Origin of the sequence: Gracilibacillus phocaeensis (genome assembly GCF_900626275.1) — a bacterium.
Taxonomy (GTDB): Bacteria; Bacillota; Bacilli; order Bacillales; family Amphibacillaceae; genus Gracilibacillus; species Gracilibacillus timonensis.
The window spans coordinates 1,384,516-1,396,715 of sequence record NZ_LR131144.1 but is presented as its reverse complement, the minus strand read 5'-3'; the positions used below and the strand labels follow the sequence as shown (position 1 = coordinate 1,396,715).

The 12,200-nt window shown below is 37.1% G+C and carries 11 protein-coding genes and 1 tRNA gene; 10 read left to right on the top strand and 2 right to left on the bottom strand.

Annotated features, from left to right (window positions below; translation table 11 throughout):
- The first annotated feature begins 227 nt into the window (after nt 1-227).
- The 6 genes from E0E32_RS14465 (at nt 228) to E0E32_RS14440 (ending at nt 7,633) form a co-directional block, all read left to right on the top strand.
- On the top strand, nt 228-884 hold the full coding sequence (locus E0E32_RS14465) for a YesL family protein (RefSeq protein WP_130860037.1): 657 nt from the start codon (nt 228-230) through the stop codon (nt 882-884).
- Nucleotides 874-1,806 carry a carbohydrate ABC transporter permease gene (locus E0E32_RS14460; RefSeq protein WP_130860036.1) on the top strand — a complete coding sequence of 311 codons (933 nt, stop codon included), beginning with the start codon at nt 874-876 and terminating at the stop codon, nt 1,804-1,806. The genes E0E32_RS14465 and E0E32_RS14460 overlap by 11 nt, the downstream gene beginning before the upstream one ends.
- Nucleotides 1,807-1,826: 20 nt before the next feature.
- Nucleotides 1,827-2,666 (top strand): carbohydrate ABC transporter permease, encoded by an 840-nt coding sequence (locus E0E32_RS14455; protein ID WP_130860035.1) that lies wholly within the window; start codon nt 1,827-1,829, stop codon nt 2,664-2,666.
- Between the two features lie 106 nt (nt 2,667-2,772).
- Entirely contained in the window at nt 2,773-4,140 is a 1,368-nt protein-coding gene (locus E0E32_RS14450; protein WP_286171932.1) for an ABC transporter substrate-binding protein, read from the top strand.
- A 93-nt stretch (nt 4,141-4,233) separates the two neighbouring features.
- Nucleotides 4,234-6,060, top strand: coding sequence for a sensor histidine kinase (locus tag E0E32_RS14445; protein ID WP_130860034.1), 1,827 nt, complete (start codon nt 4,234-4,236; stop codon nt 6,058-6,060).
- On the top strand, nt 6,038-7,633 hold the full coding sequence (locus tag E0E32_RS14440; RefSeq protein WP_130860033.1) for a response regulator transcription factor: 1,596 nt from the start codon (nt 6,038-6,040) through the stop codon (nt 7,631-7,633). Before E0E32_RS14445 ends, E0E32_RS14440 begins: the two co-directional genes overlap by 23 nt.
- A gap of 176 nt (nt 7,634-7,809) precedes the next feature.
- Here E0E32_RS14440 and E0E32_RS14435 read toward each other — a convergent pair.
- Both E0E32_RS14435 and E0E32_RS14430 read right to left on the bottom strand, forming a co-directional pair.
- Nucleotides 7,810-7,882: transfer RNA gene (locus tag E0E32_RS14435), tRNA-Val, on the bottom strand.
- A gap of 296 nt (nt 7,883-8,178) precedes the next feature.
- Nucleotides 8,179-9,888 (bottom strand): Rqc2 family fibronectin-binding protein, encoded by a 1,710-nt coding sequence (locus E0E32_RS14430; RefSeq protein WP_130860032.1) that lies wholly within the window; start codon nt 9,886-9,888, stop codon nt 8,179-8,181.
- Between the two features lie 130 nt (nt 9,889-10,018).
- Here E0E32_RS14430 and E0E32_RS14425 point away from each other — a divergent pair, with 130 nt between their 5' ends.
- From E0E32_RS14425 to rpoZ, 4 genes are all read left to right on the top strand, one after another.
- Nucleotides 10,019-10,897, top strand: a complete 879-nt coding sequence (locus E0E32_RS14425) for a YicC/YloC family endoribonuclease (RefSeq protein ID WP_066194046.1) — start codon at nt 10,019-10,021, stop codon at nt 10,895-10,897.
- 130 nt (nt 10,898-11,027) lie between these two features.
- On the top strand, nt 11,028-11,288 hold the full coding sequence (remA, locus tag E0E32_RS14420; RefSeq protein ID WP_066194043.1) for an extracellular matrix/biofilm regulator RemA: 261 nt from the start codon (nt 11,028-11,030) through the stop codon (nt 11,286-11,288).
- 14 nt (nt 11,289-11,302) lie between these two features.
- Entirely contained in the window at nt 11,303-11,926 is a 624-nt protein-coding gene (gene gmk, locus E0E32_RS14415) for a guanylate kinase (protein ID WP_066194039.1), read from the top strand.
- Nucleotides 11,923-12,141 carry a DNA-directed RNA polymerase subunit omega gene (rpoZ, locus tag E0E32_RS14410; RefSeq protein ID WP_286171930.1) on the top strand — a complete coding sequence of 73 codons (219 nt, stop codon included), beginning with the start codon at nt 11,923-11,925 and terminating at the stop codon, nt 12,139-12,141. Before gmk ends, rpoZ begins: the two co-directional genes overlap by 4 nt.
- Nucleotides 12,142-12,200 lie beyond the last annotated feature (59 nt).

The window sequence follows — 12,200 nt, the reverse complement described above, 5'->3', positions numbered from 1 at the left end:
ACAGATCAAAAGAGGGTTATTGTCTATATCTATTACCTTCAAGAAACTACCATTAATCAGATGGTGGTTAGTGAAAGGAAGACAGAACCAAAGACCGCAAAGAACTATGTATAGTTCTTTGTGGTTTTTCATATTCAGGTCAAATTTCTGTTGATAAAAGTAAAAATAATGCTATTTTTCTAAAAATGAAAGCGTTTATAATTGGAGTAGCGAGAGGGGGGAGTGGGATGCTATTCGACATATCAGGTGGATTATTCAAACTTTGTGAATGGTTGTATCGCTTAGTAATACTTCAAATACTAGCGATTATGTTCACATTAGCAGGTGCGATTATCTTTGGAATATTCCCATCCATTATGGCTATGTTCGCTTTAAATAAGAAATGGATCGAGAAGGAGGATGATTTCCCTATTTTGAAGATGTTTTGGAAGCAGTTTAAACAATACTTTGTGAAAAGTAATGTGCTAGGAATAGCTGTTATCATAACTGGGATGGCGTTATATATTGATTTTGCGATTGTACAAAATTTTTCCGGTTGGTTGTATTATGTCATTCTTAGCAGTAGCACCACTGTTCTAATTCTAGCATTGGTGATTTTACTTTATGTATTTGGGCTGACTGTCAATTTTCCCTTATTAAAAATAAATCATCTTATAAAAAGGGCACTCCAGGTCAGCACCTTATTTCCGCTGTTAACGATGTGGATGGGTGTTTCATTAATTGGTTTTTTATTCATCTGTCTTGTGATACCTGGGATAGGATTCCTGTTTATGGGCAGTGGACTATCTTTTATAGCTATGTATTTTTGTCAACATACGTTAAACATACTACAACATTTAAATGACTCCACAATGGAGAAAAGGGGTGTAATCTATGGGAAGTAAAACAATGGTCTATACAGAAGAGAAGAAGAAGTTTAAAAAATCAAGAATCGAAAAAAATGAGAATCTAGCTGGGTTTTTGTTTGTATCTCCAATGCTGTTAGGAATATCTGTCGTAGTACTCTTTCCAATTGTGGCGACTTTTATATTGGCTTTTGCCGATTGGAAGTTTGTCACAGGAATTGAACAATTGCAATGGACAGGTATGGAGAATTTTGTACAACTATTAGATGACGAAAAATTCCTTAAATCTGTAATAAATAATACCATATTCATTTTTACGGTTCCAATTACGATGATAATAGCCTTGTTCTTGGCTGTTGTAATCGATAAAAACGTGTTTATGAAAAGCTATTTTAAAGTAGCATTCTTCATGCCATACATTTCCAGTGTAGTTGCCATTGCTGTTGTTTGGCAAGTATTGTTTCACCCATCACAAGGACCAATCAATCAGGTGTTGATGTCGTTAGGAATAGATAATCCGCCAACATGGATTTCAGACCCTCAATTTGCCTTGATCTCGTTAATGATTATTCATACTTGGATTTCCATTGGTTTTAGTTTAATTGTATATATTGCCGGACTACAATCGATTCCAAAAGAGTTATATGAAGCGGCTGATATGGATGGAGCAAATAGTTGGTACAAGTTTAAGAGTATTACATTTCCGATGATTTCTCCAACTTCTTTTTTTCTTTTGATTACCGGCATTATTGCCTCCTTTAAGGTATTTGACTTGATCGCTGTCCTCACACAAGGTGGGCCACTGAATGCTACGACAATGTTGGTTTGGCATTTATATGAGCGTGCCTTTCTTGAATTAGATGTAGGTTATGCCTCGGCGATTGCTGTTGTCTTATTTGTATTTGTATTTTTGATTACGATTATTCAATGGATTGGTCAGAAGAAATGGGTCAATTATTAAGTGAAAAAGGGTGTGATGGAATGAAAACAGATCGATCAATAAACGTTAAAAAAATAATCAGTACGGTTATCTTATTTTTCTGCAGCATTGCATTTTTGCTACCGTTTATTTGGATGTTATCGACTTCTCTGAAGATTGAGGCAGATGTTTTTAAATATCCGATTGAATGGATACCTTCTAGATGGAATGGAATATCCAATTATCAGGAAGTTTGGTTTGGTGACCAACCATTTTATATCTATTATTGGAATTCGATAAAAGTAGCCATGAGCACAACAATTATTTCAGCAACTGTATCAGCATTAGCGGCTTATGGTTTTTCAAAGGTGCGTTTTCCTGCGGGTGCATGGCTGTTCCTAATTGTTTTAGCCACTTATATGGTGCCACCGCAAGCAAGTCTGGTACCACAATTTATTTTATTTCGTTATATGGGTATATTTGATACTCATTTTGGTTTAATCTTATTAGGAAGCTTTAGTGTATTAGGGACATTTATGCTGCGACAATTCTTTCTGGGGATTCACAATGATTTTATTGACGCTGCCAAGATTGATGGTGCAGGACATTGGCGAATCTTTTGGCAGATTGCTTTACCAATTGTTCGCCCTGCCGTTGCAACTTATGCGATATTACGTTTTATTTGGACGTGGAATGATTACCAGAATCCATTAATCTTTTTAAGAACCGATGCGTTATATACCATACAATTGGCTATGCAGAAATTCACTACCCTTAACGGGAGTTTTCATACATTAATTATGGCAGCAGCAGTCTCCGCTATTCTACCTTTATTAATTGTTTTTGTGTTAGGACAAAAACATGTCATCGATGGTATCGCCTTAGGTGGTGTAAAAGGATAAGTAAAAAAAGTGGTGACAAAGGTAAAAAAAATGATATTAAGAGAAAAATGAGTTTGATAGGATTATTAATGTAAGGGGTTTCAAAAATGATGAGGGGGTTTTATAATTGAGAAACAAAGGATGGTTACTACTATTATGTTTACTTGGTTTTATTTTTGTGTTGACAGCATGCAATATGGAAAATGAAACAGAGACAAGCGGATCTGGAAGTAATGATGAAGACAGTGGGTCAGGTGATCCCATTACGATTAAATTTCATACTCATGGAAATGAAGCTTCCTATAACTGGTCAGAGACGATACCTGCCTTTGAAGAAGAACACCCGGATATTGAAGTCGAATTAGTCATTCTAAGTGAAAAAGGAGATACTAATGAAGCATTACAAAAACTGGACCTCGCTGCTTCATCTGGTGAACAGTTGGATGTGCTTATGTTTAGTGATCCGGCTTCCTATGCGCAACGAGTTGATTTAGGAATGGTCGCTCCTATCGATGAGTTTATTAAAGAAGAAGGATTTGATATGACCGAAGAATATAAAGTCAATACGAAATTAGAAGATCAACACTATGCATTACCAGGAAAGTTCAATCCATGGTATGTACTGGTAAATAAAGACCATTTAGCAGAAGCGGGATTGGAAATGCCAACAGAGTGGACATGGGATGAATATACGGAATATGCGAAACAACTCACAACAGACGATCATTATGGAACATTTTTTCATGGTCCACAAGATGGCGGCTGGATGGAGTTTATGAAACTAGCTCTAGCAAGTAAAGCAGAAAATACAGAATTTCTAAAGGCAAATGGAAGTTCTAATTTCACAGATCCTATGTTTAAAAAGACATTAGAATTACGGTGGCAAATGGAAAAAGAAGATCAATCGGCTACGCCGTATACCGATATCATGTCACAACAACTGCATTACCGTGATCAATTCTTCAATCAAGATGCCAGTCTGGTACCTATTGGGAGTTGGATGAATACAGAGCTGGGTGGTACAGATCAGTTTCCGCTAGAATTTGAGGTAGGTATAGCCCCATATCCGAAAAATGAGGAAGCCGATGAAGGAGGATACACACCTGTTACGACTGATTATATGGCTGTAGCATCTAACTCAGAACATAAAGAAGCAGCTTATCAATTTATACGTTGGTTTACCACAGAAGGACAGATGGTTCAAGGAAAGAATATCCCTGCGTGGAATGGTGTAGGGGATGACGAATTAGAAAATATTGTAGATACTATTTTATCAGATACCAACAATCCAGAAAAAGTGGATAAAGATGCTCTAATCACCGTATTAAAAAATGCTAAGGCTTCAGAACTTGTGCCACCTGCTCCTTATCAATCAGAAATATATGAGATGGTAAATGAAGAATATGAAAAATTGATTTATGAAGAACAGGACATCGATGAAACAGTTAAGTCGATGGATCAAAAGGCACAAGAGATAAAGGAAAATAATCAATAAAACTTGAATCCATTATCGTATTATGATTATGATAAAGACAGGGACGTTATTATTCTTCGTACCCTTAACATTCTTTGAAAGAGGGGGATGAAAATGAGGGTTCTATTTCGGGGAGTAACGTCCCCATCCTTTCGTTCCAAGGTATTTATCGCTTCTTTTTTGTGTATTGGTATTCCAGTTATTTTGTCTTTATCTATTTACAGTTATTTAACACGGGATGCCGTAGAAGAGCAAGCAAAGCAAAATGCCATCAAAGAATTGAATTTAACGGAGGAAGGGGTCGGCAAACTTCTAGATGATATGTTAAATGTGTCTAATTATGTTCAAATGGATTCCGCACTGAATACTACATTAAAAAATAAATCAAATTTACCTCTATCCACTTTCGAACATCAAGGGTATAAAGCTTTTCTAGAAGATCGCAATATACAGAAAACAGTAGATGATATTACCCTTTTAGGCGAAAAATCCTTTGTCACGATTCTGTTAAAAAATGGGAAATACTATACGAATTATTCAACCTCACAGTTTGATCCAAATAGCTTTCACCGTGAACAATGGTTTGATCAACTCCAGCAATTGAATGGATTTGAAACGCTGTGGATTGGTTTAGCACCTACTATGTTATCTTATGAAAAGGTACACAATCCATATCAATTATCGATTGCACGTACGTTAAGAAGCAGTAGTAAAGAAATTTACGGATATGTGATTGTTACTTTGTTAGAAACGAGAGTAAGAGACCTTTTAATCAGTCAGGAATCGACAGAGGAATTGTATTTGATTGATGGGAAGGATATGATACTATCGCATCAAGATGAATCAAAAATCAATGAGAAAGCAAATTTTGTAGAAAAGTTGGATCCCTATAAAGACGCACAAATGATGACCTTAGAGGATCAACAATATGTCGTTACGCAAAAGCAATTAACTTTTAATGATTGGAAGCTTATTTCGAAAGTACCTTATCAAGTAGCTACTTCTAATATCACCTCTATTTTCACGAAGGTGTTTATTATGTTAGCGATTTCCTTTATCATCTTTTTCATAATCCTTGCCTATTTAATAAATCGTATTACCAGACCAATCAAGCACTTGGATAAAGTAGTGCAGAAAGTGCAGACAGGAAATTTGTCTGTCCGCTCATCCGTGACAAGTGCCGATGAAATAGGACAGTTTTCTGATTCTTTCAATCAAATGTTAGATCGAATCAATAGTATGATTGACGAAGTGAGTGTTACCCATCAGCGAAAAAGGAAAGCTGAGTTGGCGATGCTTCAGGCGCAGATCAATCCGCATTTTTTATTTAACGTACTAAATTCGATTCGAATGAAGGTCTTTCGTTTTGGCGATAAAGACAGTGCCGCCATGATTCAATCCTTATCCAAATTACTGCGTTGGACGATTGAAAATCAGGCAGATAAAATAACCTTTGCCGATGAACTAGAACTGCTGCAAGATTATGTACGGTTAATGAATATGCGTCAGAAGAATAAGGTCACGTTAGTACTGCAATGTTCAGATAAGGCAAAACAGCAATTTGTACCACGATTTTTATTACAACCGATTATCGAAAATGCCATTATTCATGGTTTCAATAAAGGAGAGGGTACCATTAGCATCAAAGCGGAAACAACGCAAACGCATTTCAACATTTTGATTACTGATAATGGTACAGGAATGGAACAGAATCAGGTAGATTATCTGAACAATGCGTTTGAAAGTCCTGACACTATGAAAAAACTCGGTCCACATACCGGTTTTTCTAATATAGGAATGGCGAATGTGCATGAGCGGTTGCGTCTTTCTTTTCCAGACAAACCAAAGATGGTAGTGACAAGCAAAAAATGGGAAGGAACAAGTATAGAAATCGTTATTCCACTAGGTGGTGAAAAAGATGTACAAGGTAATGTTAGTTGATGATGATTACCCGACTATTCAATTTTTGTCAGAGGTTATTGAATGGGAAGAATTAGGGATGACATTAATGGGAACTTATGAAAACGGATTGCAAGCGTTTGAAGCGGCTCAAAAAGAAATGCCTGATATTTTGGTTACGGATATTGGTATGCCTAAAATGAATGGGATCGAATTAACAAGAGAGATGAAGAAAATAAAAAATAATCTGCAAGTAGCGATTATTTCTTGCCATAATGAATTTGCCTATGCACAGCAAGCATTGAAGCTAGAAGTACAAGATTACATTTTAAAAGAGACGTTAGAGTCCGAAAACTTACAAACAGTACTATTATCATGTAAAGAACAGCTTGATCGTAATCATAATCGAATAGATGAGGTTAAAAAATTGCAGCGTCAAGTTAAGATGAATCATGATCTGGAAAAACAAAGGTTGTTGCAACAGATGATTCAAGGCTCATCAACTACTTTATTAGAACTATTAACGGCCCCTCTATATATTCCGGTACATTATTTTATTCATAATTATTACGAGGTGAAGAAGGAATTTATCTCTATCGATATATTACAATTTGCTATGCAGAATTTTATTCAAGAAATGGTACAAACGCAACAAAATATACATTGTATCCATTTTGAATACCAGAAGGGCTTTATTTTTTATCCCTGTCAAGCCTCCATTAAACATGATAGTTTTGGTGAGCTACGTGTATTACTGCAGCAATTCCGGAATGTAATCAAGGAATATCTATCAGTGGATATTACCTTTATTTTGGGAAAACAAGGAGAAAGACGACAAGTTAGACAAGAAATACAATCCTTGCTATCTAGTGAAAGACAATTATTTTATAGTCGACGTGACACAGTTATAAATAAAACAGAACAGTCATTAACAGATCAACAAGATCAAGAAATATTTTCTCATTTTGAAGAAGCTGGAGCACAGTTAAAGAATGTATTATTTGAACGTGATATAGAAACACTCAAAAAGAAACTGACAGATTGGATTAATATTTGTGTGGATAAACGATATCATCCCCAGGTGGTCAAGGAATGGTTTCTCCGCTTGATGTTGGATGTGAATATGCAACTGCGAACGATTCCCAAGCAGTCGTCCCATGTAGAAGTCTTACAGGAAGAAATTTTCTATTTGAATACTATCTATGAACTGCAAGACTGGCTCATCCATTTTGTGGAGAAAACCTTACAAAAGACATCACAACATTTAAAAAATAAGTATCATAAAGATGTAATCAAAGCCTGCTATTATGTATCCCATCATCTGCATAAGAAATTGTCGCTAGATGAAGTGGCAGAGCATTTATATTTGAATCCTAGCTATTTTAGTCGTCTGTTTAAGAAAGAAATGCAAATTACCTTTGTAGAATATGTAAAACAGTGTAAAATGGAACAAGCCAAGGATTTGCTGGAACGAACGGATATCTCAGTTGGCGGTATTTGCGCGCAGTTAGGTTATGACCATCAAAGTTATTTTATTAAGGTATTTAAAAAACAAGTGGGCTGTACCCCTTTAGAATACAGAGGAATGAAATGGAACGGGGTAAAGGCAAAGTAAAAAGGAAAGGTGATGAACAGGATTTGCCTCATCTTTTCTTTTATTTGGATTTTCACCAACTCAATGGAGGTAGCCGAACTTCTCCATACGCTATGTCATCAGACAAACCTTGTGTACAATTCACCACATAAAAAGGCGCTATATCCCGTTGCTTATACGGTTTATAGCGTCTTGTATGATTCCGACTGGTCTCGAACCAGCGACCTCTACCCTGTCAAGGTAGCGCTCTCCCAGCTGAGCTACGGAATCGTGATGCTATGGTGATTGATTGTAAAAGGGTGACAACTCCCATAGATATTATAAATATAATCTTGATAGTTTGTCAATCGTTACTTTTTTCTATATGTTTTGGTGATAGTTAGTAGATAATAAGGCGAAATTCCCATCATAACAATAACTCATTTAGCAGAATTGACAAATGATTCACTTCAAGGCCTTTCACCGATGAAATTGCATAGGGTTACGATGGGGGCGTTTGAGTTGAATGGTGAAGCGGAGTAGCAAATATGTGAAGAAGTACCTCGTCTCAAGGCACTCCTTTCACATTATCCCTGTTTTAACTTTTCCACCATACTGGCATCCGGTGTCACAAACAAGGTTTTCTGATTATCATACGTAACAAACCCAGGTTTGGCTCCGTTCGGCTTTTTTACATGTCTAATTAATGTGTAATCGACAGGTACCGATGAAGAATGCCTCGATTTGCTGAAATTGGCGGCCAGCTGAGCAGCTTCGTGTAAGGTGTTCTCCGTAGGTTGTTCGGAACGAATGACGACATGGGAGCCTGGTATATCTTTTGTGTGCAGCCAAATATCATTTTTACGTGCGATGCGATTGGTTAAATGTTCATTCTGCTTGTTGTTTTTTCCAACCAAGATTTCGGTGCCATCAGAGGAAAGAAACCGTTCAGGTGTTGGTTTGGTAGGCTTTTTCTTCTGCTTTTTTTGAGCAGCTTTTCTTTTGAGATAGCCTTGTTCTTGTAATTCTTCACGAATTTCTTCAATATCATCTTCTCGTGCCGTCTCGATTTGTTCGATGATTTCATCCAAGTAGCGGATCTCTTGATGGGTTTTCTTTTTTTCTTCCTCGACCATTTGTTTTGATTTTTTCAGCTTCTGATATTTTTTGAAGAGGCTTTGCGCGTTCTCGCTGGGAGATTTGTTCTCATTTAATGTAATCACTCGTTTTGCCTGTTCAGGGTCATAGTAATCCATTACCTCGACTTCTTTATCACCTTTCTGCACTAAATGCATATGTGCCGTTAATAACTCGCCGTCTTTTTGATACGTATCAGCCTTTTCCGCATCCTTCAAGGTTTGATCCAGTTTCCCTAATTTACGTTTGTTCTTTTTTTGTTCGTTGCTTAGCAACCGGGATAAGTCTCCAGCTCTTTGTTTGACGCGGTCTCGTTCGGCTTTACCGGAGTAAAAGCTATCCAACATGGAGCTGACTGTTTCAAACTTGGTGATCTCACCCTGTTCGTTAGATAGCGGCAGGACATAAAATGATTCCTTTTTCCCTTGTGATATATAGGGTTGAAAATGATTGTCTAAAATTTGCTTTTGGAAATGGAGAAATGCCTGCTGATATGCCTGGGTATCTCCAAGGTTGGCCTGACGGACTATTTCTTGTGCCAAGACCGTTGACACCCCCATATAAGTGTCAGCGATTTGTTTCTCCAGTTTGCCACCATTAAAGTCCAGCTTGCGAATAAAAGTATCACCATCTATCGTTAATGGATTGATCTTCCCTTGATCTGGAGGCTGTATATAGCTGCTTCCAGGTAAGATCGATCGATGCCTGTTTTGAGCAGGTGAGACATGCTTTAAACTATCAAGAATGACACTTTTTTCTGGATCCAATAAAATAATATTACTATGTTTTCCCATGATTTCGACGATGAGCGTTTTCAGGCTTTGATCGCCTATTTCATTTTTGGTTTGAAAGTGGATATGAACAATACGCTCGTTCTCAATTTGTTCTACCGATTCAATAAAGCTTCCGCTTAGATATTTACGCAGCATCATACAATACATCGATGGCTCTGTTGGATTATGATAACTGTCTTTGGTTACATGCATTCTCGCATAACGGGAATGAGAACTGATTAACAGTTGTTTATTTTTACCGTATTGTCTCACTGTCAGTAATAATTCTGAGTCGGTTGGTTGATATATTTTTAGTACGCGTGCTGAAGTCAATGCTTGCTGTAATTCATGTGTGATTGCTCTTGTTACTATACCATCAAATACCATATTATCACCTCGAATTTTCATTATATCATATTTAGGAAGAAGAGATGGTTGCAAAGAATTATTTGTCTTTACTTGTTTACTTTTGGTAGGATATAGTAGGACAACAAAAAAAGATGGATGTGACATCGCTATGCGAAGTATGACTGGATTTGCCAGAGAAGTATTACAAGAAGAGGACGTAACGATCGTAGTGGAGATGAAATCGGTCAATCATCGTTATTTGGATATCTCCTTTCAAATGCCTTCTTTTCTGTACCCGATTGAAAATCAATTAAAGAAACAAATACAGCAACAGGTTCAACGGGGGAAAGTGTCCGTATCCCTTGATATAACAGGTGCTTATACCAAGAATCAGGTGGTCCAAACGAATTGGAATTTAGCGAAACAGTACCTGGAACAATTAAAAGAACTGCAGAACGCCTATCAATTGAAAGGGGATATCACGATTGACATGCTTGCCAGTTTCTCGGATATTTTTGCATTAGAAGAAAAGGAACTCGACTTGTCAGGGATAAATGTAAAGGTGCAAGAATTGATGGATTCAGCCGTATGGCAATTAAATCAGATGCGCCAAACAGAAGGGAAAGAGTTGGCAAATGACCTCATCTCACGTATCCAAAATATCGAATCAAAAATAAAAAGGTTGGGTGAACGGCGAAATATTGTTATAATAGAATACCAGGAGCGAATAATCAGTCGTATCAGACAATATCTTTCCCATACTTCGGTTTACGATGAAACAACAATCCTTTCTGAAGTGGCATTAATGGCAGAAAAAGGGGACATCACGGAAGAAATAACTAGAATACATAGTCACCTGAAGCAGATGCGACAAATCGTCAAGGAAAGAGACGCAAAAGGGAGAAAATTAGATTTCATTGTACAGGAATTAAATCGAGAATTGAATACGATTGGTTCCAAATCAAATGATCCTTGGATTAGTGAACAAATTGTTTATTTAAAGAGCGAAACGGAAAAAATGAAAGAACAGATTCAAAATTTGGAATAATAATGATTGGTAATAAGGATCGATCGTTTTAAATTTTCCAGTCGTGTAATCCAAACCCATCTGGCGTTTTTTGGTTATTTCGCTTGAAATAGCGTTGTACGTTTGGCTAATAATTAAGGGGGAACTTGAAGTGAGTTTGAAGTTAATTAACATCGGTTTTGGCAATGTGGTATCAGCGAATCGAATTATTTCGATCGTTTCACCAGAGTCTGCACCGATTAAACGTATTATTACCGTCGCAAGAGACAATAATAAATTAGTAGATGCGACGTATGGCAGAAGGACAAGAGCCGTTATTATCACCGATAGTGATCATGTCGTACTATCGGCTGTGCAGCCGGAAACAGTAGGGCAGCGAGTACTTAGTCATGATGAAATCAACGAAGAATAATAGGAGGAAACAAGTTGATAGAAGAGAAGGGAATATTATTTATACTTTCTGGTCCATCCGGAGTAGGGAAAGGCACAGTAAGAAAGGCATTATTTGAGCAGGACACCAATTTAAAATATTCCATCTCGATGACTACCAGAGCGATGCGAGAGAATGAAAGAGAAGGGATAGATTACTTCTATCGCACGCAGCAACAATTTGAAGAAATGATCGAGCAAGGGAAAATGTTGGAATATGCCAAATATGTAGGGAATTATTATGGTACCCCTAGACAGTATGTAGAAAATACTATCGAGAAAGGCCATGATGTATTTCTGGAAATCGAAGTGCAAGGGGCGATGCAAGTCAAACAGAATTTCCCTCAAGGTGTATTTATTTTTCTAATACCGCCAAGCCTGGAAGAGCTAAAGAACCGGATTGTCGACCGCGGTACAGAAACCGAGGATCTCATTACGGATCGCTTGGACGAGGCACGTAAAGAAATTGAAATGATGGATTACTATGATTATGTAGTAGTCAATGATAATGTAGACACAGCAGTTAAAAAAGTACAGGCCATTGTACAAAGTGAACATTGCAAGAGGGAAAGAGTAGCAACACAATACAATAAAGCCTTATTGGAGGTAGATAGCAAATGATATTAGAACCATCCATCGATAAATTACAAACCAAAATTAATTCAAAGTATACCTTGGTAACCTTGTCTGCTAAACGAGCACGTCAGATTCAGATAAATAAACGTCATCAATTAGAGTCACCAAAAGCAGCTACGTATGTAGGGCTTGCTTTGGAAGAAATCTTAGAAGAGAAGCTGACAGTAGACCCGGATCAAGAAGCACCTGCTTATGAATAAATGGTGAGGTTCAAAAGTTCATATAAAACACTTTTGAACAGCCTATTAAATAAAAGAAT